Origin of the sequence: Clostridioides sp. ZZV14-6387 (assembly GCF_020657835.1) — a bacterium.
GTDB lineage: Bacteria > Bacillota > Clostridia > Peptostreptococcales > Peptostreptococcaceae > Clostridioides > Clostridioides difficile_A.
Window position 1 is genome coordinate 1 of record NZ_JAGWCW010000032.1, and the last position, 26,932, is coordinate 26,932.

The window sequence follows — 26,932 nt, forward strand, 5'->3', positions numbered from 1 at the left end:
GTGTCCTATTGTACCTATATTAACATGAGGTTTTGTTCTTTCGTATTTAGCTTTAGCCATTTTGAATTTCCTCCCTTATCTTTCGATATAAATTAATTTTGCTCACAATAAGCTTATGGTAAGTATTTTACTATTAATCATTTCTGTTTTCAAGATGTTTTTCTAATTTTCTCTTAACCCTTTGTAAAGCGTTATCTATTGACTTTACATCTCTTTTAAGCTTGTCCGCTATAAACTGGTATGACTTTCCATTTAAATATAATTCTAGGACTTCTAATTCCAAGTCACTTAATAATTCGTTCATCTTTGATTCTATATTTTTTAACTCTTCTTTACTAATTATAAGTTCTTCTGGATCTGTTACTATACTTGTAGCTATAATATCTAAAAGTGTTCTGTCTGACTCTTCATCATATATTGGTTTGTTCAAAGAAACATATGAATTTAAAGGTATATGTTTTTGTCTTGTTGCAGTTTTTATAGCAGTTATTATTTGTCTTGTTATACATATCTCTGCAAAACATTTAAACGAATTTGTCTTACTTCCATCAAAATCTCTAACTGCCTTATAAAGGCCTATCATTCCTTCTTGTATTATGTCTTCTTTATCTGCTCCAATTAAAAAATAGGATTTTGCCTTTGCCTTTACAAAATTTCTGTATTTGGTAATAATGTACTCTAGTGCTATTTTATCCCCTTCACTTGCTCTTAATACAATGTTATACTCATCCTGCTGACAATTGTCTATTAACTCATAACTTTTTTCTTTTGCTACCAACATGTAAATCTCCCCCATATATAAAACAAATTTATAGGTATATTATAGTCTAAAGAAGCTAGTAATTTCAACGCTTTCTACGAATGTTCTCAAGTTTCGACAATGTTTCTTTATCTAACCTTTCCTCCAACCAATTTCGCTGAATTTTTTTCCTCAAACCGATATTTTTTTCCTTCATTTTATTCTTGGAACGATCTAACTCTAACTTTAATTCTCTTGCAGACATTCTTGTAGCACCTTTTCCTAAAATCATTTGTTGCTCTGCATAGTCATTAGTAGCTACTTTTACATCATCATACTTTGATAAAGAAGTTATAAATTTCTCTATATAACTATCTGCTGTTTGATGCTCTCTCGTATAAACTATCGTTATGTGTTTTCTTTTCTCAACTTTTTCTCGTGAATTCTTAACATTATAAGCATCAAAAACTATTATAGTCTTATAACCCATAAACTCAGAAAATTCTATAATATCATCAATAAGCTTTTCTCTAGAATCTTCTAAATCATCTTTAGCCAGTTCTTTCAAATTATCCCACGCATTTATAATATTGTAGCCATCTATTATTAAGTAATGATTTATATTTTTTTTCATGGTTATTTACTTTTATCCAGTCTTTGTCTGAATATCTCATATAAAAGTATTCCACCCGCCACGGATGCATTTAAAGATGTAACATTACCTATCATTGGCATTTTTACTATAAAGTCACAGTTTTGTTTAACCAATCTAGATATCCCAAAACCTTCGCTTCCAATTACCACACCAAGAGGACCTGTAAGATTTTGTTTATAAAAAGTTTCTCCATCCATATCAGCAGCTGCAATCCACAGCCCTTCATCTTTTAATCTTTTTATTGTATTAACTATATTGGTTACCTTACAAACTGGCATATACTCTACTGCTCCTGCAGACGCTTTAGCAACTACAGGTGTTATGTGTACAGACCTTCTTTTAGGAATAATAACTCCATGTGCTCCTACTGCATCTGCTGTCCTTATTATTGAACCTAGATTATGTGGATCTGTTATCTCATCTAATATAATGAAAAATGGGTCTTCATCTTTGTTTTTTGTTAAATCTATTAGCTCATCCAATTCGTAATACTTATATTCACTTGCATAAGCTATTACGCCTTGATGTGAATGGCTTGTACTTACCTCATCTAATTTATGTTTATCAACATATTGTATAATTATGTTCTTCTCTTTAGCCATTCCTATTATTTTTTTAATTGAACCTTCTTTAGCTGAATTTGAAATTAATATTTTATCTATTTCTCTATCACTTTTTATAGCTTCTATTACTGGATTTCTTCCTTCTATACTTGCCAAATGATTCACCTCCTACAAGGCCTTAAATTTTTCTCTAACTTGAACTATATCTCCACAAGTCATAGTTCCTTCTGGACAACTACCATTTACACAACTTGGTCCAGTCTTTTTAAATAGTATTGGAGCAACCTTTTTAACTTCTCTTAACATTTCTACAGCTAGATTTCTTATTTCCCACTGTGCTCTTTCACAACATCTATGTTCAAAGAAATTAAATAAACTTCTAGCATTTATAGTAAATACCATTTTTGTTTCGCATGCATTTGGAAATACATATCTAGCATCTTCTATTGCTTTCTTTTCAGCTTGTCTTTTTGCTGCTTTCTCATTTTTACCATCTTTTATTAATTCATTATAATGATTTTCAAATAATATCTCTACTAAGTTATCATAAGCCTCTTGGTCTTTTTTCATTGAATTTATAAATAACTCTTTTGCTTTTTCTATTTTTTCTATTTCTGGAGGAATTATGTACTCAAATTGCTCTAATTTAACATATCTTTGACTCTGTTGTGAAAAACTAGCTATACGATGTCTAACAATTTGGTGTGAGCAAGCTCTTGATATCCCTTCTATTGAAAATGTAAATGAAGCATGTTCTAATATTGACCCATGACCTATACTTAATAACATATTTAAAAACTTCTCTATACTTTCATCTGTTAAGTCTTTTTCTATTTCGTCTGTCCCAACTGGTGAATAACATAGCTTAGCTGCCATAGCTATTACTTTTTCTGGTTCAGGTGTATGTGATATTAATTTTACTTTCATAAATTTTTATCCTTTCTCTTGACTAATTTCTATATATTTATTATACATTAGTTATAAAAAAAGTGTTGCCTTATTGATTATTATTAAGACAACACTCTCTAATATTTACATATCTCTTTCAATAATTTTGATTCCTTTATTGATAATATATTGAAGTCTCTCTATTTCATTATTTAAATACAAATATCCAACTAAGGCCTCAAATCCAGTTGCATGTTTATAGTCTATAATATCTGCATTTTTAGGAGAAGTATTTGATTTTTGATTTCTTCCCCTCTTGTATATTTTGCTCTCTTCCTCAGTTAATTCAGTTTCAATTTCATGAATTATAGTTGCCTGAGCTTTAGCTTTTACATACTTTATAGCTAATTTATGCAAATCATTAACTTTTCTTTGTGTATTCTGTCTAATTAAATGTTCTCTTATATATGTCTCATACACTGTATCACCTAAGTATGCTAAAACTAGTGGTGACATAGTAACTAATTCAGTTTTTTCCATTTTTTATACCCTTTTCCACTTAACACCTTGTCTTGTGTCTTCTAATACAATTCCCATATCTAATAATTGTTGTCTTATATCATCTGCTAATTGGAACTCTTTATTTTTCTTTGCATCCGTTCTTTTTTGTATTAGTTCTTCAATGTCTTTATCTAGTACAGTATCTTTCTTCTTATTTACAATATTTAATACCTTTGTAAGCTCATTAAATTCATCTAAGCACTTTTTAGCAAATTCTAGAGAAGAGTTTTCATCTACATTAGAATTTATTAACTTAGCTAACTCAAATATTACACTCACTGCATCTGCTGTATTGACATCATCGTCCATAGCATCGATAAATTTTTGTCTGAAGTTATCCAATTCTTTAACAAGTTCTACTTCTTTTTCTGTTAAAGTAGACTCTTTTAGATTACTTAATGTAAATTCTAATTTTTCTTTAGTATTATATAGTCTTTCAAGACCAGCTTTAGCTTGATTTAGCATCTCATCACTAAAGTTCACTGGATTTCTGTAATGTGCTGATAACATGAAAAATCTTACTATTTCTAAATCATATAATTTTGATATATCTCTTACTGTAAAGAAATTACCTTTAGATTTACTCATTTTTTCATCATTTATATTTATATATCCATTATGCATCCAATATTTTGAGAATGTTTTTCCACTTCTAGCTTCACTTTGAGCTATCTCGTTTTCATGGTGTGGGAATGTTAAATCTTGACCACCTGCATGTATATCAATTGTCTCACCCAAATATCTCTTAGACATAACAGAACATTCTATATGCCATCCAGGTCTACCTTCTCCCCAAGGACTATCCCATCCTGGTTCACCTTCTTTTTTAGCTTTCCAAAGAACAAAATCCATAGGATGTCTTTTTTGGTCATTAACTTCAATTCTAGCTCCAGCTTCTAAGTCTTCTTGCTTTTGACCTGAAAGTTTCCCATATCCTTCAAACTTGTTTGTATCAAAATACACATCACCATTTACTGCATAAGCATATCCCTTATCTTCTAATTCTTTTATAAAATCTATAATTTGTTGTATATTATCTGTAACTTGAGGATGAACAGTAGCTCTTTTAATTCCTAGTCCATCACAATCTACAAAATATTCTTTTATATACTTAGTAGCAACTTCTTCTGGAGATATTCCTTCTTCATGGCTTCTATTTATAATTTTGTCATCAACATCTGTAAAGTTTTGTACATAAGTTACATCATATCCTCTATACTCTAGATACCTTCTTAGAGTATCAAATATTATAAATGGTCTTGCATTACCTATATGTATATAGTTATAGACTGTTGGACCACACACATACATTTTTACCTTTCCTTCTTCTAATGGAACAAATTCTTCTTTTGTTCTAGTCAATGTATTATAAACTTTCACACTCATCACCTCACCATATTTTTATAAATTATTTTCTTAACATTATATATTATATTATAGTTGAAAATTGCAATAAATAATAGTACTACTATCATTTTTAGTACTATCCTTATAAACTACATAATAACAATACCCCTGTTATTATCTATTGCTCTTCTAAAAATATCTTTTTTTGAGAAGAACATTTTTCAAAAGTTTCTTCTGTAATCATTTTTTCATCTTTTAATTTTTCTAAAATTGTAACATATTCTAAGCATAGCTCCTTTAATTCCTTTTTAACATCATCCATATTACTATACATAGTAATTACCCCCTTAATAATTAAATCAAACTAAAATAATAGATTTCCTTCTTCTATGCTTAATATTTTTATTAGTTTATTATTAATATTTTATTTATATTTTTGCTTTGCTTTTTATATATTAAATTTATTGCCCTAAATACCTTCATTTTCTTAACTAGATATTTTCACCAAATACTAACACAAAAAAAGTCCGCTTCTAAATTAGCGGACTTTTATGACTATAATATATTATTTTTTACATAAGCTATTCTATTTAAGCAAGTTTCTTTTCCTAAAACCTCCATTACTTTTGGTAAATCTGGTCCATGCATTTGCCCTGTCAAAATTATTCTTGAGCCCATAAATAAATTTTTTCCTTTTATTTTATACTCTTTTTGAATTTCTTTAAGCATAGCTTGAACAAATTCAGCATTTAATAAGTCTGCTTTTTCTATTTTTTCTTGTAGAGCATCTATCAAAGTAGGTATGTGTTCTAGCTTTAAGAATTCACTTCCTTCTTCAGTCTCTACTTCTATTTTATCTCCAAAGAATATACTTGCATGATCAGTAACTTCTTTTACATATTGTAATTTCTCTTTAAGTACTGATATCATACTCTTTAAAAACTCATACTTACTAGTAGCTTCTTCTTCTGTTATAAATCCATCTTCTATCAAGAATGGTATTGCTAAATCTGTTAAGTAAGTATCATCACCATCTTTTATATAGTGTTGATTAACCCAATTTAGCTTTTCAGTATCAAATACTCCACCACTTTTAGATACTCTTTCTACAGAAAATGCTTTTTCCAATTCTTCCATTGTAAACAACTCTTGATTATCTTCTGGAGACCATCCAACTAATGCTACATAGTTTACTAAACCTTCTGGTAAATATCCTTTTTTCTTAAAGTCTTCAACTGCCACATCACCTTGTCTCTTACTTAATTTTTTCTTTTCTTTATTAAGTATATTTGGTAAATGTACAAATACAGGTGCTTCCCATCCAAAAGCTTCATATAAATAGACATGTTTTGGAGTAGATGATACCCACTCTTCACCTCTTATTACATGTGTGATTTTCATTAAATAATCATCTACAACTACAGCAAAGTGATAAGTTGGGAATCCATCTGTTTTCATTAGTACCTGGTCATCTAAATCATTGGTATTAAATTCCATATCTCCTCTAACTAAATCTGTAAACTTAATTGTATGATTCTCTGGTAATCTTAATCTTATAACGTATGGTATTCCTGCTTTTATATTTGCTTCTACTTCTTCTTTAGAAAGATTCTTACAATGACCATCATATTTAGCTGTTTCTCCTGCTGCCCTTTGAGCATCTCTTACTTCATCTAGTCTTTCCTTTGTACAGAAACAATAATAAGCCTTTCCACTATCTAAAAGTTGTTTTATATATTCTTGGTATATATCTAATCTCTGAGATTGAATATATGGACCATATTCTCCTTTTTGTACTACTTTTCCAGTATCATCTAATATAACACCTTCATCATGATTGACACCAGCCCATTTCATAGCATTAAGCATATTCTCTATAGCACCTTCTACTAATCTACTTTGGTCCGTGTCCTCTACTCTTAATATATATTCTCCGCCCATTTTTTTTGCAAATAAATAGTTATATAAAGCAGTTCTTAAACTACCTATATGTACAAATCCTGTTGGACTTGGTGCAAATCTTACTCTTACATTCATTTTTACTTCCTCCTGATATTTTATTCAATATAACTATAATATTAAACTAGTACATTGTTTTGCAAGTTTATTTTTACTGAACCTCTCATGACTAAAGTCACAGGGTTCCTGTTTCATAGAATTTTGCATACTAAAATATGTCTTATAAACTCTCCACAGGCTATCCCTGTAGTTCCTACGGTTCTTACATACGTTATCTATTTTAAACTGTTATTAGTCTTAATCCTTCTTTTAGTATATTTATACTCGCATTTATGTCTCTATCGTGAGTTACATTACAACAAGGACAAATCCATTCTCTTATACTTAAATTCTTAACTTCCTCGTTTTTGTACCCACATTTATTGCATATTTGTGAACTTGCAAAGAATTTACCTACCTTTACAATTTGTCTACCATACCAATTAGCCTTGTATTCTAATTGATTTATTATATACAAATCTACAACATCCAAAAGTTTTGTTAATTAGCTCTTGCTGTTTTTTATTTGGATATATTCTAAACTTATATGCTTTTTCCTCTACTATCACCTCACTTTACTTGGTTTTCTGATTTTTCCACCCATCCTAATATTAACAAGGTAAATTTTTTTAAACAAGTATTTTAAAGGTTTTTATATCTATTTTTAAATAACATATGTAAGAACCGTAATTCCTAACTTTTATCAAATCTAATAATAATATCCTTATTTATTTAAAAATACACATGTTTATTATAGCAGAAAATCCTAGTTTTAATTTCATAAATCTTTCTTTTAATCCATTTATTTGCTGAAAATTAAAAGCATTCCCTATTGCTATATTTGTATTTATTAGTTACTTTATGGAATATTTATATAGTAATTGTTCTACAAAGTAAGTATGTACACTAATAATAAATATATATAAGGAAATAAAACTTAAAATAAAATTGGGATGAAAAGTATAAAATACTCATCACCCCAGTTTTTATTTAAACATCTTATTTTAGTAAGCTTTTGCCATTACTACCATATTATCTGCTTCTTTTCCACAATATACACACTTGTGACCTAAGTTTTCTTGTTCAAAAGGTAAGCATCTTATAGTTGCTCCTGTTTCTTCCTTAATCTTAGCTTCACATTCTGCATCTCCACACCACATAGTTTTTATGAATCCTGGCTTTTCTTCTAAAGCCTTTTTAAACTCATCCATATTTTCAACTATAGATGTATTGTCTTCTCTATGTTTTTTTGCTTTTTCAAACATATCATTGTGTATAACATCAAATAAATCACATATAGCATCAGCTAATCCTTCTAAAGGCATAGAACTCTTTTCTAAAGTATCTCTTCTAAATATCATAGCTTGATTATTTTCTATATCTTTTGGCCCAATCTCAATTCTTACTGGAACACCTTTCATTTCCCACTCATTAAACTTCCATCCAGTTGTATAGTTATCTCTATCATCAACTTCAACAGTTACTCCTTTAGCTTTTAAATCAGCATATATTTTATCAACTGTTTCCATTACATTTCCTTTTTTAGCAGCTATAGGAACTATAACAGCTTGTATTGGAGCTACTCTTGGTGGTAATACTAGACCTCTGTTATCACTATGAGTCATTATAAGTCCACCTATAAGTCTTGTAGATGCTCCCCAAGATGTATGGTATGGATTAGCTAAATTCCCTTCTCTATCTGCAAAAGTAATATCAAAAGCTTTTGTAAAGTGTTGACCTAAGAAGTGACTTGTACCTGATTGTAATGCTTTACCATCATGCATCATAGCCTCTATAGTATATGTTCTTTCACCACCTGCAAACTTCTCACTTTCACTTTTTTGACCAGATACAACTGGCATTGCAAGTAATTCTTCACATAAAGCTTTATATATTTCTAATTGTTGTATTGTTTCTTCTTGGGCTTCTTCTGCTGTCTCATGTAATGTATGACCTTCTTGCCATAAAAACTCAGATGTTCTTAAGAAAGGTCTAGTTGATTTTTCCCATCTAACAACTGAGCACCATTGATTATAAAGATATGGTAATTCTCTATATGATTTTAACCATTTAGCATACATTGTACATATTATAGTCTCAGAAGTAGGTCTTACACATAATCTCTCTTCTAATTTTTTATTTCCACCATGTGTTACCCATGCAACTTCTGGAGCAAAACCTTCTACATGTTCTGCTTCTTTATTTAATAAACTTTCTGGTATCAATAATGGGAAATAACAGTTTTTATGTCCAGTTTCTTTAAATCTTTTATCCATAAATTCTTGCATCTTTTCCCATAATGCATATCCATATGGCTTTACAACCATAAAACCTTTGACTGGTGCATAATCCACTAAGTCAGTCTTAGTTATTACATCTGTATACCATTGTGGGAAATCATCTTCCATCTTTGTTATTTCTTCAACAAATTGTTTTTCATTTTTTGCCATTTCAACTACCTCCTTAATTTATTATGTTTTTATAAAAAAACACCACTTTATCTCCTTATATATAGATAAAATGGTGTTTATAAAGTACAACTCTGATTATCTATACAATAGTTTTTTAAGTTACTATCCTAATCTAACATTATTTTTGATAAACTCTGCCTTTACTTTTTCATTTATTTCTTCTATGTCAATTATTTCTTTATCTTCTTTGTGTCTAAATTTAAACTCTACTTTACCTTCACTAATATTTTTACCTACTGTAATTCTCATAGGTATTCCTATTAATTCTGAATCATTGAATTTAACACCTATTCTTTCATCTCTATCATCTAATAAAACTTCTACACCCATAGCTTGTAAATCATTATATATCTTTTCAGCTATTGATACTTGTTCCTCATTTTTCATGTTTGCAGGAACTATCACAACATGGTATGGAGCTACTGATAAAGGCCATATTATGCCTTTTTCGTCATTATGCTGTTCAATTATAGCTGCTGCTGTTCTTTCAACACCTATTCCATAACATCCCATTACTATAGGTTTTGATTTCCCATCTTTATCTATAAAATTCGCATTCATAGATTCTGAATACTTAGTTCCTAGTTTGAATATGTGACCTACTTCAACACCTCTAGCTATTTCAAGTGGTTTCCCACATACTATACATTTGTCACCTTCTTGAACATTTCTAAAATCTCCAACTATTCCTTCAAAATCTCTTCCATAGTTAGCATTTTTTATATGATATTCAGTTTTATTAGCCCCTACAACTATGTTTCTTTGTTCAACAATTTCTTTATCTATAAATACATAGTCAGCATTTATACCTATTGGTCCAGCAAATCCTACTTCTGCATTAGTTACTTTTCTAACTACGTCATCTGTAGCAAGTGCAAACTCTATAACAGAGCCTATAGCATTAGATACTTTAACTTCATTAACTTCTCTATCTCCCCTTACAACAACTACAACTGTTTTCCCATCTGCCTCATATACTAAAGTTTTAGCAAATTTATCTGGAGAAATCTTTAAAAATTCCTCTAGTTCTTTTATTGTAGCTGCTCCTGGTGTGTGAACCTCTTCCAGGTCTTTCATATCTTCTTTTTCTGATGCTACATTACAAGATTCTGCTCTTTCTACATTGGCTGCATAATCACATCCACTACAGAATACAACTTCATCTTCACCAACTTCTGACTTAACCATAAACTCAGCTGATGTAGAGCCTCCTATAGCTCCTGAATCTGCTTGCACTGGACTATTCTCTAGTCCACATCTGTCAAATATACTTACATATGCATCAAACATATCTTGATATGATTTATCCAGACCTTCATTATCTACATCAAAACTGTATGCATCCTTCATTGTAAAAGTCTTAGTTCTCATAACACCAAATCTTGGTCTTCTTTCATCTCTATATTTTACCTGTATCTGATATAAGTTTAATGGCAATTGTTTGTATGAAGTAATTTCTTGTCTTATTATATCAGTGAATGCTTCTTCATGTGTTGGTCCAAGACAGTATTCTCTTTCTGTTCTGTCTTTAAGCCTAAACATTTCTTCACCCATAGCAGTCCATCTTCCAGACTCTTTCCATAATTCAGAAGGAAGTAAAGCCGCACAAAGTATTTCTTGACAATCTTTTTTATTTAGTTCTTCTCTAATTATTTGTTCAATCTTTTTGAACACTCTTAATCCCATCGGTAATTGATTATAAACCCCTGAAGTCATTTTTTTTATCATTCCTGACCTAACCATTAATTGATGGCTTGTAATCTCAGCATCTGCTGGGATTTCTTTTAATGTCGGCATAAACATTTTAGACATTTTCATTAATAAATTCCTCCTGAATATTAATTTCTTGAAAATATAAAAAACCTCTCATCTCTATACAAGTATAGAGACGAAAGGTTTAATTTCCGCGGTACCACTCTAGTTAGCTATGTGAATAGCTCTCTTTTGGGAATGTAACGGTTCCTACCGTAAAGATTTTTATACCTTTAAGCTAAAAGACAGGTTCAAACATTTCCTCTTGAAAACTCTCACCAACGTTTTCTCTCTGTAAAGATTTCATAGTTTTACTATTTCTTTATCATAGCTAATTTTATATTTATATTAATTTCACTTAAATTCACATATTATAGATATTCTATATAGGCCTATTCTTTGATATCCAATAAACTTATTACTAATAATATATTAATTATTCTGACTTGTCAACAATAATAAACAAATACTTTGTGATGCTATACCCTGTTTTGCTCCTGTAAAGCCAAGACCTTCTTCAGTAGTTGCCTTTATGTTTATATTATCAATATCTGTATTTAAGACTTTTGATATATTTTTTCTCATGCTTTCAATATGTGGAGCCATCTTAGGGCTTTGAGCAATTATAGTACTGTCTATGTTCCCAATCTTATACCCTTTGCTTGTTATTAGATTATGTACATATTCTAATAATTTCATACTATTTGCTCCCTTATATTTTTCATCTGTATCTGGGAAATGCTTACCTATATCACCTAGAGCTAAGGCTCCTAAAATGGAGTCCATTATTGCATGTATTAATACATCAGCATCTGAATGACCTAATAAACCTTTATCATGTGGTATCTCTACCCCACCAATTATAAGTTTTCTATCCTCTGTTAATTTGTGTACATCATATCCTAATCCTATTCTCATATAATTCTCCTTCTGCTATTAACTTCATCTCTTTTTTCCATATTTAATATCTGTTCTGCTATATTTAAATCTTCTGGACTAGTTATCTTTATATTTTCATAAGAGCCCATCACCATAGTAACGCTTTGCCCTATATTTTCAACCAACATTGAATCATCAGTACCATAATAATTATTCTTATAAGCTTGTTCATAAGCATTTATTATGAGATTATACTCAAAAGTTTGAGGAGTTTGAGCTGCCCACAATAGACTTCTCTCTGGAGTTTCTTGTACTGTTCCATCCGACACTATCTTTATAGTATCACTTACTGGCACACCTACAACTACAGCTTTTTTTTCTTTAGCCACCTTTATGGATTCATTAATTATTCTATGGTCTACAAATGGTCTTGCCCCATCATGAATGAGTACTATGTCACAATTTTCATCTAATTTTTTTAATCCATTATATATTGAATCCTGTCTTTCTTTTCCACCATATGCTATTTTTATATTTTTAAAATTATACTTATTTATTATGTTTTCCTTAAAAAAATCTTCTTCCTCTTTTTTTATACATACCACAATTTCATCTATATTTATATTTTCATAAAAAACTTGAATTGTATGAGCAATAATTTCTTTTTCTCTTAATTTTATGAACTGTTTATTTATGTCTAGGTTCATTCTCCTTCCGCTTCCTGCAGCAACAATTATAACACTATACATGGTATCACCTCGTATTTTATTTTTAACCATAATTTATTAAAACTCTTAATATTCTTTTATTTTAACCATCTGATTAATTATATATTAAATTTTAAGTTGTATAAACAGTTAATATCTATTTTTCAGTTAAAAACATGTATATTTAATTCTATATATATTGATTTTTCAATAGCGATGTTTTTAATTTTACAACTTTGTAACAGTTTCTAAACTTGCAAAAAATATTCAAGGCCTCTAATTTGATATAATAAGATTTTATCAAACAAGAGGCCTTATATTAAAATATTAAATTAATTAAATCTATGTAATGTGGGTAATTTTCTAAAATATTATCTCTTATTTCTTGTTTAAAAAAGTCCACATTTAATAACTTATCCATATTAATTACACCTTCTTTATAAGATATAAAAAACTTTGATACCTTCCACTTACTTACATGTATATTGACTTCACTTTCATCATTAAATGGAAGTACTATTTGAAATTTAGGTGTTTTACTATATGTCCACTCCATCTTTTTATATTTATCTTCTACTAGATTGTATACATTTTTGATATCATCACTGTCTAATTTAAGTTCTTTTATATCCTTTAACTTGGATTCTAAATACTTAACACAATAGTCCAAAAAGTAATCTATATCTTTTTCAAATAAAAATTTAATATTGGTTACTTTACTTGAGACAGACTTCGTAGCCTTTGACTCAGTTGACTTATTTGAATTTAGATATTTAGTTAATTTATTTAAATTCGAATCATAAAGAAGAGTTCCATGATAAAGAGAATTTTTTCTTTTTATAGACTGGGCAGAACCTGAAATTTTTTTCCCTTTCAAAAATAAATCTTTTCTTTCAGTTATAGATATATCTAGACCTAAGCTTAATAGCATATCTTGCATAAACTTAGTATGTTCCAAAAAATCTATTTCATGAAGTTGTCTATCTTTTTGTATGAATGACATATTGATATTTCCTAAATCATGATAAACAGTACCTCCTCCAGATATTCTTCTTAAAATAGGAATTTCTCCCTTTTCAATAACATCATGATGTATTTCCTGATATGGGTTTTGATTTTTACCTATAAAAATAGATTCCTCATTCCTCCATATGATTATAATATCATCATTATATTTCTCATTTAAAAACATATATTCTTCTAATGCTAAATTAAAGTAAGGATTTGTGCTTTTGTTTAATAAGTAATACATAGAAATACAGACTCCTTTTTTATTTTATCTTATTGCTTATTTTAGACTCAGACAATTTTATATACTATTAGATTTTCTATTTTCATTTCTTAACTATTAAACTTATTATATCATTATAAAACGCCCTAATATTATAGAATATCTATATTTCTACATTAATTTAAAAGTTTTGTTTAATTTATTTATCCTGACCATATACATTAAAAAATACATCTCTAGCTCTTTTAATTTCTTCGTTTGGTAATAATACTGGTGTTCCAATTGATTTTGCCAAGTAATATACTTTTGCTGAATCCTCTAACATTACAGCAGCTGTAAGAGCATGCCCTACAGAAGGACCAACTGCTATTACACCATGGTTTGCTAAAAGACATGCTCTTTTATCTCCAATTGCTTCAATAACACATTTACCCATTTTGTTAGATGTTGGTGGTGAAAACTTTGCAACAGGTACTTCACCTCCTACTTCATTTGCAAGAGTTGTACTTGCACATGCTATAGGTTCATTCAAAATAGCAAAACAGCTTGAGTATGTAGAATGTGTATGTATTATGCTATTTATATCTTCTCTATGTTTATATATATATAAATGGTCTGGTAAATCCACAGATGCTTTCCATTTGCCATCTATAACATTTCCATCTATATCTACTATAACAATATCACTTGGTATAAGGTCTCTATAGTCCATTCCACTTGGGGTAATTGCTATATATCCTGTTTCTTCATCTCTCCCACTCACATTCCCACCTGTTAATGTCACCAAGTTATAATTTAAAAGGTTTAGAGATGCTTGTAATACTTCTTTTCTCAATTTTTCCAATAACATTAGTTAAATCCTCCTATCTATTATAGATATAATCTTATATATATTAGCAGTACCATATCTTCTAAACACTATCTTTAATCTTAATTTGAAAATTCAAAAAATTTAGTGTAAAGCGTATATCTCCATTTTATCAATAGAAATTATTCTACTTCTATTTTAAGTTTTTTATCTTTATATGCCTTTATTTTCTAATCTTTTATTTCTAAATTTTAATGATTCTGGATATAAAGATTCCTCTAACTCAATAAGATAATCATATAATTCTAAATCATTATTAAACATATTTGTTCTTATCCAATATCTACCTTTAAGAAGGCTTCCGTCATTAATTTTTAGATAAAGATTTTTATTATAAAACTCTCGTATTCTTACTTTTTCGATATCTTTAATTTCATAATTATGTGTAGTAATAAATGAGATAAAATGTATACATTTGTTATCAATAATAATTTCTTTAGGATTACTTGATGATATAAAAGTATTGAATATCCCATATATACAGATGATTATCAACAAACTATATATGTTTACACTAAAATTTTCATAGTTATTAAACAGAGCGTAAAGCAATATTAAAATCATAAAAAATCCTGGTATTATCACATTAATTGAGTATCTTATAGAATCGTATTTATATTTTTTCATAATTCATATACTCCTCAATAAAATCATTTTTAGATTTCTTCTTCAAGAGATAATTTTTTATTTTCCTTTATTATTCTATTTCTATTGTAAATAGCCATTCCTAAAGCTATAACTCCAAAAAACACTCCTCCAATAACTTTATAATTCATAATCTTTACAAATATCCAACTTAATGGATTTGCACCATCACAAATACTTGAAATCATAGTTGCTCCCTCTGGCATTTTGAAGCTAGCATTTAAAGCCATTTGAGTAAATAGAGGAGCTAAATTAGTTGCAATTAATAATCCAGAAGTAATTATGAATATTCCTATTATTAATGTCCTAAACACATTCCCTTTTGTAATTGGTACAATTAAAACAAGTGCAAATGGAATTACTGCTAAATCTGCAAATGGCAGAACTTTATTTCCTGGCAATATAGCTGCTATAACTATAGTTAAAGGTACCAATACTAATGCAACTGATAATGTGACAGGACGACCTATCCCTACTGCTGAGTCTAAACCTATATAAATCTTTCCTCTATTTTTAAATCTCTTCTCAATAAATTCCTGCGCTGCTTCTGATACTGGTAATAACCCTTCCATCAATAATGCTGCCATCTTTGGAATTAATATCAATACAGCTCCCATAGTTACACCTAACTGTAATATACCTTTTATATCATATTTAGCTGCAATACCAATTATTATACCTATTATAGACCCCATTATTAAAGGTTCTCCAAATAATCCAAATTTTTTCTGTAATGTGTCAGCATTTATCTCAATCTTATTTATACCTGGTATTAAATCTAATAGTTTATTTACAACTATAGCAATTGGAACAAATGCCTGTGTAAACCCATGAGGAAGAGATATTCCTGGCATACCCAAATATTTTTCTATACCTGGAGCAGTTAAATCTGCCATTACCAATACAATTACCATATTTGCTACTGCCGCAAACACTCCCCATACCACACTTTGTGTAGACCCTGCTACTAAAGCGCCTGTAAACGCAAAATGCCAGTAATCCCATATATCTACATCAACAGTTTGGGTAGTATTAGTAATTAACATAACTATATTTACTACAAGACCTATTGGAATAATTAAAGCTCCTACTGTTGATGCAAAGGCTATAGCCGATGCTGCTGGCCACCCTACATCTATTATAGATAAGTTTAATCCTAAATTCTTAACCATTTGTTGCGTTGCTGGTCCTAAGTTATCTGTCAGTAAAGCTATAATAGTATTAAGACCTATAAATCCAACTCCCACTGTTAAACCAGCTCTTAATGATTTTCCAAGTTTTGTACCTAATATCAAGCCAAAAATACATATTATTATTGGCATCATTACTTGTGCTCCTAAACTAACAATGAAATTTAATATCTCCATTTAAAGACCCTCCATTATTTAATTTTCAGTCTCTAAAACTTATAATTTTAGAGACTATATTTTTTAAAAGTTCAAATTATAATTCTAATTTTTCCAATACATCTTCAATTAATTTGCCCATTCCCACACCAGTTAAAAAAGGTAATCCATTTATTACAGGTGTTTTTATGCTACTAGACACTTGTGTAGTACAAATTATCAAATCATAATCAGGTGCTTTTGATGCAACTTCCACTACTTTACATTGTGTAATGTTGACCATATCCAATTTACCAAGGTCTTGAAGTGCTTTCTTTAATTTGTTTATAGCAATTGTTGAAGTACATACTCCTGTTCCACATGCAACTAATATTTTTTTAGCCACATTATTCACCCCCGTTAAAATTATTTTATTTTAAAGATATCTATAGTTAGAAATCTTCAATGGCATTTTTATATTTTTAATTCCTTTCACAACTTTAATTTTTCAGTTTAGAGTTTAATAAGTCACTCATGCTTTCTTCATTTAAGTTGACAATATTATTTAACATACTCTTATCTTGAAATACAGTCATAAGCTTTTCTAATAATTGTAATTGCTCCTTTGGCTCTTTTACTGCTAACATAAATACAACTTTTACATCAATTTCAGTATCTTCTGTACCCATCATTATAAATTTTACAGGTTTATTCAGTATACCAATCGCTATACCTGGCTCATTTACATGTACTATGTCTGTATGCGGTATAGCCACTCCATAGATTTCTGTTGGTAATCCTGTAGCATACTTTTTTTCTCTTGCTATAACAGCTTCTATGTAACTTTCTTTTACATACTGTTTATCAAATAAACGTTGTCCTAAAAATTTTAATGCATCTTCATTGTTTGATACCTCAATATCTTTAAAAATCAAATTGCTACTAATTATTTGCATTGACTCCATCTAATATCATCTCCCTAATAAAATCTCTATCTTTAATGTTTTTTATCTCTTTAAATTCATCTGTTTCTATAAATGTAAGTAGAGTATTTAATGGATTAAAACATTTTTGGTCTACAGCTAATAAAAGTATTATTTTTACTCTATTTTTACTCCATATAATAGGATTTTTTAAAATAGCTATACTTATAACTGGTCTAATCACATCAATTCCATCTGTATGAGGTATTGCTATTCCATCTGACAATTCAGTTGGAAACAGGTTATCTCTTTCCACTACTTTTTTATAGAAATTTTTCGTCACATAACCTTTCTCTCTAAGTTTTTTACTCATGTACTTTAAAGCTTCTTCTTTTGATTTAACTTGTAAATCTATAAATATATCTTCTTTATGTATTAAATCTGATAACTCATATTTTTTATTTGTTTCAATAATTTGGCTAGTATCAATTAAATTATTTACTTGATTTAATTTCGTTTTATCATTTATGTCTACTAGGCTAAAAAAAGGGATATTTGCTATCTGTGGGTCAATTGTTCCAACTATAGCAATTACATTCTTATCATTACTTATTTGCTTTATCTCCAAATCAAGACTTGGATATTCAATCATACCTATAGGTCTTATATCAATCTTTTCGTCTATGCCTTTAATATTTTCTTCTAAGATTTCTTTTATCTTACAAGCTCCCCCTAATCCAGTGATACATAATGTTAAAATAATAGGTTTTCTAGAATCCAATTTCGTGTTGTTATAATTACTAGCTCTTTCCTTTACTTGTGGTTCTATACCTTTAACTTCATCTACTATTTCATCTATTGTTAAATCTGGCAAAACTGCTCTTCGTATAACTTCTATTGATAGTAAAGTATCAAATCTACATATTGTCCTTATATTAATCCCTGTATTCCCAGAGATGATATCCCCAAAGTATGAAAGCGAACCCATATCAACTAATATAATCACTCCTCTACCTTCATCGATATCTTTTACTATTGTAGTAGCTTCTTCAATCATTTCTTCTGGTTTCTTTTCAAATGGCATATCTAAATATCTTGCATGGTTAATTCCTAATAATTTATTTGTAACTTCACATATAGATGAGGCCACTCTTCCATGAGCCATAAGAAGTACACCTATCTTTTTTTGTTCAGATATATCTCTTCTACTACTCATTTTAAAATATATTGCTATTATACCTATTTCTTCTTTTGGCAAATTTATATTATATCTTTCCTTTAGATATTGAGCTACCTTTTCTGCTACAGAATACTCTAATGGATAATTTCCTATTATTTCTTTTAAATGAGCATTTGATATTACTTTACCTTCTTTTAATCTCTCAAAAGCTGCCTTTAAGTGAACCGCTAAGCATAAATGTAGATTTGGTTCTAATGAAGTAAGATATTGTGATGCTATTTTAATTACTTCATAAGTAAGTTCTACAATATATTTTCCAACAATTGGACTTATATCTGGAATATTATCATTAATAGAAACTTTTTTAACTTGCTTTATGTATTTTTGAATACAACTTTCTAACTCTCCTCCAACAATTCTATTTATAACATCGAAGTCTAAGCCTTGCTCCAACAAATCAATATGTCTTCTTTCTGTAAGCTTATATATTTCATCAGGAAAAGTATATATATCTTCATTTTTCTTTTCTATCTCTCCCTGAAAATTTGAGTCTATAATTAAGTCTCCATCTACATAATTTTCTATTTTATCTCTACAATTTCTGATTTTCATAAGACCTTGTTTAACATATCCAGGTACATCTGATATATTTATATTTACTTCTTTCTGTTTGCTAGTAAGTTGATTTAATAATCCCCTAGCACAAGCTACTTGAATATCACTTCTAAGCTGACCAACATTTCCTATGCAATCATAAAGCATAAGAGCTTTTAATACGTCAGATTTTATATGTATGCTTGTTCCCATTCTTTGAGCTTCTATCAAGAAGAAGTTATTTATAATATCAAACCTTTCATTTAATGGTCTTGCAACTAATTCTGGTATTTCAATTGTTACAGGTATACGCCTTTTAAATGTATTAAGTAGATGAGAATCTATTGGTTCAGAAGTTGCTGAAATAATCATTACATCTATTTTATTTGTTAATCTAGTCTCTCCTAATTTTCTTACCATACCTTTATCAATCAGTTGGAATAGTATCTCTTGACCTTCATGAGGTAATCTATGTATTTCATCTATAAACAATATTCCTCCATCTGCTTTTGATACTAGTCCTTCTTTAGTCTCATCAGCTCCTGTAAAAGCACCTTTGACATGACCAAATAATTGAGATAATAAAAGCTGTGGATTTTCTGAATAGTCTGCTGCATTAAAAATTATAAATGGTGCATTCTTAGGGAATCTAGATGATTCTACTGCAAATTTATACATACATTCTGCCAGCTCACTTTTTCCAACACCGGTTGGGCCCATAATAATAGTATGAAGACCATGAGGTGGATAGAGTATTGCTGCTTTAGATAGTTTTATAATTGTACTTAAGCTACCACTACTACCTATTAATTTATCAAATGCTATATCTGTATTTTCCCCATTATTGTTTATCTCTTCTTTTTTATCATCACCTTCTTTATCATCCTTTAACTCATCAGAATCTTGAATCTCTTTTAAATATTGTATAACTGTAAATCTTGATACTGTAAATCCAATGCTATTTAATCTTCTTGTTATATCATTTTTATTTATGCTTTTTTCTTCTTTTAAAATATCTTTTATAGCTTTAATCAAAACAATTTTTCTTCTTTGCCTTGAATCCTCTATTTTTAACTCATTTCTTAAAAAGGTAACATCTTCTCTTCGAACATTTAACATGTTTGAAATAGCTTCATCTGTTAAAGGATTTTTCTTATCCTCATTTTCAATTAGTGTTTTTATTCTTTGCCTCATTTATAGTTGTTCCCTCCTTATTATTTATATAGCAACTTATATGCCATATATTGTTTTTTTTGTGTTTATTATTAGTGCATAAAACCACAACATTTAAATTAAGCTATTCTTTTATTAAAATATTAAGAAAATTTTTTTAGGTATTTTACAAATAATACTTTAAAAAAAACAAAAAAGTCTTTTTTTCTAATTTCAAGTAAAATCAATCTAAAATGGCATTGTTATTTTATATTACTATCTTTTTTGTACAACAAAAACTACAAGTACTCCGATTCTGTATTTTTCCATAAAAAATACTCCTTCTTGTACAAATACATACATTTATACAAGAAAGAGTATGGCTAAATAAGCATTTTAATATTTTATAAAATAAATTTATATTAATAATAGACTTACTTTAATATTTTATTCTTCTAATTTATTTTTTAGGTAAATGTAAACATTCTCCACTTACATCTGCCAAAGCTTCCATCAAAGCTTCTGAAGTACATGGATGACCAAATATCAACTCACTAGCTTCATCAGCAGGTATTTCTAATGCCTTAAATGATGCTGCATGATTTATAAGTTCTGCTACACCACAACCAAACATATGCACACCTAAAATTTCTCCATATTTAGCATCTGCTATCACTTTTACATATCCTTGCTCTTGTCCAGAAGCTAAAGCTCTTCCATTCCCAGCAAAGTTAAATTTACCCACATTTACATTGTGTTTCTTTCTAGCATCTTCCTCTGTAAGCCCAACTGATGCTACTTCTGGAATTGTATAAACACAACTAGGTAATGCACTTAAATCAGCTTCTTCATTCATACCTAAAGCATTTGAAGCTGCTACTTCTCCCATTTTAAATGCTGCATGAGCTAACATTACACCTCCAGTAACATCACCTACTGCATATATACTTGGTATACTTGTTTCCATTTTGCTATTTACAGATATAGAACCTTTATCTATTTTAATGTCTAAATCTTCTATACCAGAAAGATTAGCTTGTCTTCCTATAGCATATAGACATAAATCTGCTTTTATTGTCTCCTCACCTTCAATACAAACTAATATTTTATTGCCTTCTTCTTTAAACTCAGAAACTTTCTTTTTAGTTAATACATTTATGCCTTTTTTATTAAGAGAATAATTCAAAGATTCACTTAATTCCTTGTCCATTCTTGGGATTATTCTATCTTCCATTTCTACAATAGTTACCTTAGAGCCTCTTGAATTGAATATCTCTGCAAATTCGCAACCTATCACTCCACCACCGATTATTACTAATTCTTCTGGTACTGTCTCTAAGTCTAAGGCTTCTGTACTAGTTATTATCAAATTCGATTCTATTCCTTTTATAGGCAATACCCTTACTTTAGAGCCTGTTGCAATTATTATATTTTCTGTATCTAAAACCTTTCCATCAGATAATATTACTTTATGCTCTTCTTTAACACTAGCTTTAAGATTAAATACTTCTACATTTCTGCTTTTTAATAGACCACCAACTCCAGCAGTAAGTTTTTTAACTACTCTATTTTTATATTTTATTGCCTTCTTGATGTCTTGTCCTTTATCTACAGTTACTTTTACACCTCTTTTTGATAACTGGTCAATCTCCTCTAATATTTCTGCTGTTTTTATATAAGTTTTTGTAGGAATGCAACCTCTATTTAAACAAGTTCCTCCTAATACATTTTCTTCAACTAATGCAACTTTTCCTCCTAACAGGGCTGCTTTTAATGCTGCTAAGTACCCCCCAGGTCCTCCACCTATTACCACTACATCATAGTCATGATTACACTCTTTTTTATTTACTTTTTCTTTTTTATCCTCCACGCTTTGCTTTTCTTCAATAGCATCTTCTTTTGGCACATCTCCAGATAAATATTTGGCTTTTATTTCTTCTTGATTTTCACCTTTTTCTGCTATTACACCTATTACTGTAAATACTGGTAATACTTCACCTTCTTCTTTATGTATGATTACAGCCAGTGTACCTTCTCCCTCTGATTCTATTTCCATATTTACTTTATCTGTTGTTATTTCTAATATAGGTTCTCCAATTTTTACTTCTTCGCCTTCTTGTTTTAGCCAAGATACTATGGTACCTTCTTCCATAGCTACTCCTGCTTTTGGCATTATAACTTCTACTGACATAGGCTCTCCTCCTATTTATTTTCATATATTTTCATTAATCAATTTATATTCATATAGTTCACTTTAAAAATAATGCTAAATATATAAAGGTTTTAAATTCACCTAAATAATTATAACTATGTAACCTATTCAAACTATTATATCAATAAAGAAACATCAAAACCTATACAAGCATTGATAAAGGATTTTCTAACAATTCTTTTAACTCTTTTAAGAATTTTGCTGCTACTGTTCCATCTATCACTCTATGGTCTGATGTCAATGATAAGTTCATTATAGGTTTTATTTTAGCCTCTCCATTTACTGGAACAAACTTATCTTGTGTAGCACCTACCCCTAATATTGCACTTGAAGGCATATTTATTATAGGTGTAAATGTAGTTATACCATACATTCCGACATTACTTATAGTAAATGTATTCCCTTCTTGGTCTGCTGGTAGAAGTTTCCCTGTTTTTACTTTTTCAGCAAGCTCTTTACTTTCTTTTGCTATTTCTTTTAAAGATTTTTTATTTACGTTCTTTACTACTGGGACATATAGACCTTCATCTAGGCCAACTGCAATAGCTATATTTATATCTTTGTATCTAAATATTCCCTCATCTGTCCATGCAGAATTTAATGCTTGATGCTTTGGAAGTATTCTAGACACTGCCATTACTATTAAATCTGTCATAGTCAATTTTACTCCAACTGATTCTTTTACTGTATCTATTAATTTTGCTCTGAGTGACTTCAATTCTGTAGCATCTACCTCTATGTTGAATGTAAATACAGGAGCACTAAAGTAACTTTCTGACATTCGTTTTGCTACAGTAGCTCTCATTGGATTTGGTTTTTCAAACTCTCCTTCTACTGTATTAAACACACTTGAATTTTCACTTTTCGTATTTATCTCCTCTGTATCATTAGTTTTAGATATGTTAGTTGACACAACAGCCTCTTGTGTATTTACTCTTTCCACATCATACTTTCTTATTTTTCCATTATATCCAGTACCTACAATAGTTTCTAAATCTATATTTAAATCTTCTGCTATTCTTTTAGCTAAAGGTGTAGCATTTACCTTACTATCTTTTAAGTAATTTAACACATCAACTAAATGAATTCTTCCATTTTCTCCACTTCCAATCAGCTTATCTAGTTTTATGTTGTCTTTTCTAGCTTGGTTTCTAGCTGCTGGTGTGGCCTTTACTTTATTTGCCACCATATCTATCCCTCCTTATCTAACAATCAAAGATTTTATTGCTTCTTCTATTTCATCAACTCTTGGGACAACTGCTTTTTCTAACTCTGGATTATATGGTATTGGCACATCTTTTCCGCATATTCTTTTTACTGGTGCATCTAAATAATCGAATGATTCACTTTCTGTTATTAAGGCTGATATTTCTCCACCTAGTCCACCAGTCTTAGCTGCTTCATGACAAATTAGAACTCTTCCAGTTTTACATACACTTTTAACTATAGTCTCCCTATCCAATGGATATAAGGTTCTTAAATCTATAATTTCTACATTTATATTTTCTTTTGATAATGTCTCTGCTGCTTCCTCAACACTTTGTAACATCCTTCCATAAGTGATTACTGTAACATCTGTTCCTTCTCTTTTTATGTCTGCCTTTCCAATTTCAATTACATAATCACCTTCTGGTACAATACCTTTTTTTCTATATAACAATTTATTTTCAACAAATATAACTGGATTATTATCTCTTATAGCTGCTTTTAATAAACCTTTAGCATCTGCTGGTGTAGAAGGTGCAACTACTTTTACTCCTGGAACATGGCAAAACCAAGCTTCTAAACTCTGTGAATGTTGTTCTGCTGAACCAGTCCCAGAGCCACCAGGACATCTAACAACCATTGGAACTTGTGCTTTTCCACCAAACATATATCTCATTTTTGCTGCTTGATTTACAATTGCATCCATAGAGATTGTCACAAAGTCCATAAACATTACTTCCATAATAGGTCTTAGACCAGTTGCTGCTGCTCCTGCTGCTGCTCCTGCTATAGCTGCTTCTGATATAGGAGTATCCCTTACTCTTTCTGGTCCAAATTCATCTATCATTCCAACTGATACACCAAATGCTCCTCCATATATTCCTATATCTTCTCCCATAAATATTACATTTTCATCTCTTCTCATTTCTTCTGACATTGCTTCCTTTATCGCTTGTGCATATGTTAATTCTCTTGTACTCATTTTTTTCTTCCTCCTTTACCATTTTTAGTCTGCATATACATCCTCTAATAAAGATTCTATTTTTGGATTTGGACTATTTTGAGCAAATTCCACTGCCTCTTCTATTGATTGTTTGGCAAACTCTTGAATTTTATCTAATTCATTTTCATTAGAGATATTCTTTTCGATAAGATAATTTCTTAAAAATTCAATAGGGTCCTTTGCTTTCCATGATTCTATTTCTTCTTTTGTTCTATATACATTTGCATCTGACTTTGAGTGACCTAACCATCTATAAGTTCTACTTTCAATCAATACAGGCCCTTCTCCTCTTCTACATTTTTCAGCAGCTTTTTGTACTGTCTCATATACTTCTATTGGATTATATCCATCTATTGATATTCCCTCTATTCCATAAGAAGCTGCTCTAGTAGCAATACTTTCTATATTCATATGGCGTTTTATGCTTGTTGACATTCCATATAAGTTATTCTCACAGTAGAATATTATTGGCAACTTCCATATTGAGGATAAATTTATACCTTCATGAAAAGTACCTTCATTTGATGCTCCATCACCAAAACTACATAAAACTATTTTGCCTGTTTTTTTATATTGTTGTGTAAGTGCAGCTCCTGGGGCTATTGTAAGACCTCCACCTACAACTCCATTTGCTCCTAAATTACCTGACTCAATATCTGCTATATGCATTGAGCCTCCTTTTCCTTTACAAAATCCAGTTTCTTTGCCCATAAGTTCAGCCATCATTTTGTTTAGGTCTATCCCCATTCCTATAAATTGACTATGTCCTCTATGAGTCAATGATACCAAGTCTCCCTTTTCTAAAGCCATTACAGCTGCCACACTTGATGCCTCTTGACCTACAGATAAATGAGTTGTTCCGTGAACCATACCTCTTGCAAAAAACCAACTAACTTTCTCTTCAAATTTTCTAGCCTGATTCATTCTCTTATACATTTCAAGTAATGTTTCTTTTGATATTGACATATACATTCCCTCCTGTTAACTTTTATCTATCTTTCTATTAGTCACAATCTTCTAATAATTCAATTGCTAAACTGTGATTAATTGCTAAACTATTTATAAACTTTGCCTTTAATGATGCCTTTATTGCTTCTATTTTTTCATCTCCTGAAGCTACACCTATAGTCCTTTTTATCTTTTTTAAATCTTCTAGCTTTACTCCTAGTACTCTTTGATTAAATTCAAGTATAGAAGTTTTTCCTTCTTTATCAAAGGCTTGCAAACAAATCGCACCTATTGAATTATATTTTTTCAAATCTTCTATATCTGCCTCATTCATATACCCAGAAGCCATTATTGTTGAGTTTAAGCTCATTGGATTTCCTATACCTACGATTGCTATAGTCGTTTTATCTATTAAATCTAGCACTTCTTTAATTTTTTCGTCTTTGCAAAGTTTTTCTTTTGTAGATAAATCAGACATAACAGCTGGAGCATGTAATAGTTTGAAATCTCCTCCAAAAGCCCTTGCTAAACTTACTGCTATTTGATTTGCGTGAATATCTATTTCATTGTCTCCAATCCCACCTAATAGAGGTATAAATGTAACATTCTTACAGTTATTTTTTTCCACATATCTAGGTATTTCTTTTAGTGTAGTTCCTATTGAAACTCCTATTATATCATTTTCCTTTACTACTCTGGTTAAATATTCAGATACAGCTCTTGCTAATTCTTGTTTTTGTGTTAGTGAATCCTGTTTATCATCTACTACTATTACTTCTTTTAATTTATATTTTCTTTCTAAACTTCTCTCTATTTTTTGGTAGTCATTTTTCAAAACATCAACTATTTGTATTTTTACTATGCCTTGCTCAAAAGCTTCTTTTAATATTCTTGATATTGTTGGTCTTGATATTCCCAATTGATTTGCTATTTCTTGCTGATTTAAATTATCTTCATAATAAAGTGAACAACACTTCATCATTAACCTTAGGTCTCCAATTTTTTTCATTTGCTTTCCTCCAAAATCAAGCTTTTTTAATTATCTTTACATTTGTTCAATCATTTTACTTAATTTCAGTAACATT

The 26,932-nt window shown here is 29.7% G+C and carries 24 protein-coding genes, 2 pseudogenes and 1 other annotated feature; all 26 genes and pseudogenes read right to left on the reverse strand.

Features of this window, described 5'->3' with window-relative positions:
• Positions 1 to 133: 133 nt before the first annotated feature.
• The gene (gene sigH / locus KGF38_RS16685) at positions 134 to 781 is read right to left on the reverse strand and encodes an RNA polymerase sporulation sigma factor SigH (protein ID WP_021382468.1); all 648 of its coding nucleotides are present in this window, start codon (positions 779 to 781) and stop codon (positions 134 to 136) included.
• A 64-nt stretch (positions 782 to 845) separates the two neighbouring features.
• Entirely contained in the window at positions 846 to 1,373 is a 528-nt protein-coding gene (locus KGF38_RS16690; protein WP_054268672.1) for an NYN domain-containing protein, read from the reverse strand.
• A gap of 2 nt (positions 1,374 to 1,375) precedes the next feature.
• A complete protein-coding gene (gene rlmB, locus KGF38_RS16695) occupies positions 1,376 to 2,113 on the reverse strand; it encodes a 23S rRNA (guanosine(2251)-2'-O)-methyltransferase RlmB (RefSeq protein WP_054268671.1) in 738 nt (245 codons plus the stop codon).
• A 12-nt stretch (positions 2,114 to 2,125) separates the two neighbouring features.
• On the reverse strand, positions 2,126 to 2,884 hold the full coding sequence (gene thyX / locus KGF38_RS16700; protein WP_054268670.1) for an FAD-dependent thymidylate synthase: 759 nt from the start codon (positions 2,882 to 2,884) through the stop codon (positions 2,126 to 2,128).
• Positions 2,885 to 2,989: 105 nt separating this feature from the next.
• A complete protein-coding gene (locus KGF38_RS16705) occupies positions 2,990 to 3,385 on the reverse strand; it encodes a Mini-ribonuclease 3 (RefSeq protein ID WP_054268669.1) in 396 nt (131 codons plus the stop codon).
• A 3-nt stretch (positions 3,386 to 3,388) separates the two neighbouring features.
• Positions 3,389 to 4,786, reverse strand: a complete 1,398-nt coding sequence (cysS, locus tag KGF38_RS16710; RefSeq protein WP_021382482.1) for a cysteine--tRNA ligase — start codon at positions 4,784 to 4,786, stop codon at positions 3,389 to 3,391.
• A gap of 145 nt (positions 4,787 to 4,931) precedes the next feature.
• On the reverse strand, positions 4,932 to 5,087 hold the full coding sequence (locus KGF38_RS16715) for a hypothetical protein (RefSeq protein ID WP_021382499.1): 156 nt from the start codon (positions 5,085 to 5,087) through the stop codon (positions 4,932 to 4,934).
• 221 nt (positions 5,088 to 5,308) lie between these two features.
• Entirely contained in the window at positions 5,309 to 6,790 is a 1,482-nt protein-coding gene (gene gltX, locus KGF38_RS16720) for a glutamate--tRNA ligase (protein WP_054268668.1), read from the reverse strand.
• Positions 6,791 to 6,992: 202 nt separating this feature from the next.
• A pseudogene (locus tag KGF38_RS16725) lies at positions 6,993 to 7,256 on the reverse strand (zinc ribbon domain-containing protein); the annotation flags it as partial.
• Positions 7,249 to 7,320 (reverse strand): annotated as a pseudogene (locus tag KGF38_RS20625) (helix-turn-helix domain-containing protein); the annotation flags it as partial. The pseudogenes KGF38_RS20625 and KGF38_RS16725, both read right to left, overlap by 8 nt.
• Positions 7,321 to 7,755: 435 nt before the next feature.
• Positions 7,756 to 9,201, reverse strand: coding sequence for a proline--tRNA ligase (proS, locus tag KGF38_RS16735; RefSeq protein ID WP_054268667.1), 1,446 nt, complete (start codon positions 9,199 to 9,201; stop codon positions 7,756 to 7,758).
• Between the two features lie 123 nt (positions 9,202 to 9,324).
• On the reverse strand, positions 9,325 to 11,040 hold the full coding sequence (locus tag KGF38_RS16740; RefSeq protein ID WP_227832539.1) for a proline--tRNA ligase: 1,716 nt from the start codon (positions 11,038 to 11,040) through the stop codon (positions 9,325 to 9,327).
• Positions 11,041 to 11,103: 63 nt separating this feature from the next.
• Positions 11,104 to 11,312: a binding site (T-box leader), on the reverse strand.
• A 94-nt stretch (positions 11,313 to 11,406) separates the two neighbouring features.
• Positions 11,407 to 11,892 carry a 2-C-methyl-D-erythritol 2,4-cyclodiphosphate synthase gene (gene ispF / locus KGF38_RS16745; protein WP_054268665.1) on the reverse strand — a complete coding sequence of 162 codons (486 nt, stop codon included), beginning with the start codon at positions 11,890 to 11,892 and terminating at the stop codon, positions 11,407 to 11,409.
• Positions 11,889 to 12,602 (reverse strand): 2-C-methyl-D-erythritol 4-phosphate cytidylyltransferase, encoded by a 714-nt coding sequence (gene ispD, locus KGF38_RS16750; RefSeq protein ID WP_054268664.1) that lies wholly within the window; start codon positions 12,600 to 12,602, stop codon positions 11,889 to 11,891. Before ispD ends, ispF begins: the two co-directional genes overlap by 4 nt.
• A gap of 277 nt (positions 12,603 to 12,879) precedes the next feature.
• A complete protein-coding gene (locus KGF38_RS16755; protein ID WP_054268663.1) occupies positions 12,880 to 13,812 on the reverse strand; it encodes a biotin/lipoate A/B protein ligase family protein in 933 nt (310 codons plus the stop codon).
• A gap of 178 nt (positions 13,813 to 13,990) precedes the next feature.
• Positions 13,991 to 14,641, reverse strand: a complete 651-nt coding sequence (locus KGF38_RS16760; RefSeq protein ID WP_054268662.1) for a class II aldolase/adducin family protein — start codon at positions 14,639 to 14,641, stop codon at positions 13,991 to 13,993.
• A gap of 171 nt (positions 14,642 to 14,812) precedes the next feature.
• The gene (locus KGF38_RS16765; protein ID WP_054268661.1) at positions 14,813 to 15,286 is read right to left on the reverse strand and encodes a hypothetical protein; all 474 of its coding nucleotides are present in this window, start codon (positions 15,284 to 15,286) and stop codon (positions 14,813 to 14,815) included.
• Between the two features lie 29 nt (positions 15,287 to 15,315).
• Positions 15,316 to 16,671, reverse strand: coding sequence for a PTS transporter subunit IIC (locus KGF38_RS16770; protein WP_227832540.1), 1,356 nt, complete (start codon positions 16,669 to 16,671; stop codon positions 15,316 to 15,318).
• Between the two features lie 76 nt (positions 16,672 to 16,747).
• On the reverse strand, positions 16,748 to 17,035 hold the full coding sequence (locus KGF38_RS16775) for a PTS sugar transporter subunit IIB (RefSeq protein WP_176702504.1): 288 nt from the start codon (positions 17,033 to 17,035) through the stop codon (positions 16,748 to 16,750).
• A gap of 94 nt (positions 17,036 to 17,129) precedes the next feature.
• Positions 17,130 to 17,594 carry a PTS sugar transporter subunit IIA gene (locus tag KGF38_RS16780; RefSeq protein WP_054268658.1) on the reverse strand — a complete coding sequence of 155 codons (465 nt, stop codon included), beginning with the start codon at positions 17,592 to 17,594 and terminating at the stop codon, positions 17,130 to 17,132.
• Entirely contained in the window at positions 17,572 to 20,520 is a 2,949-nt protein-coding gene (locus KGF38_RS16785; RefSeq protein WP_054268657.1) for a sigma 54-interacting transcriptional regulator, read from the reverse strand. The genes KGF38_RS16780 and KGF38_RS16785 overlap by 23 nt, the downstream gene beginning before the upstream one ends.
• A 418-nt stretch (positions 20,521 to 20,938) precedes the next feature.
• Positions 20,939 to 22,669 (reverse strand): dihydrolipoyl dehydrogenase, encoded by a 1,731-nt coding sequence (gene lpdA, locus KGF38_RS16790; protein WP_054268656.1) that lies wholly within the window; start codon positions 22,667 to 22,669, stop codon positions 20,939 to 20,941.
• Between the two features lie 163 nt (positions 22,670 to 22,832).
• Positions 22,833 to 23,879, reverse strand: a complete 1,047-nt coding sequence (locus tag KGF38_RS16795; RefSeq protein ID WP_054268655.1) for a 2-oxo acid dehydrogenase subunit E2 — start codon at positions 23,877 to 23,879, stop codon at positions 22,833 to 22,835.
• A 12-nt stretch (positions 23,880 to 23,891) separates the two neighbouring features.
• Positions 23,892 to 24,878, reverse strand: coding sequence for an alpha-ketoacid dehydrogenase subunit beta (locus tag KGF38_RS16800; protein ID WP_054268654.1), 987 nt, complete (start codon positions 24,876 to 24,878; stop codon positions 23,892 to 23,894).
• Between the two features lie 24 nt (positions 24,879 to 24,902).
• A complete protein-coding gene (locus KGF38_RS16805; protein WP_054268653.1) occupies positions 24,903 to 25,865 on the reverse strand; it encodes a thiamine pyrophosphate-dependent dehydrogenase E1 component subunit alpha in 963 nt (320 codons plus the stop codon).
• Between the two features lie 37 nt (positions 25,866 to 25,902).
• Positions 25,903 to 26,856, reverse strand: a complete 954-nt coding sequence (locus tag KGF38_RS16810) for a sugar-binding transcriptional regulator (RefSeq protein WP_054268652.1) — start codon at positions 26,854 to 26,856, stop codon at positions 25,903 to 25,905.
• Positions 26,857 to 26,932: the final 76 nt, after the last annotated feature.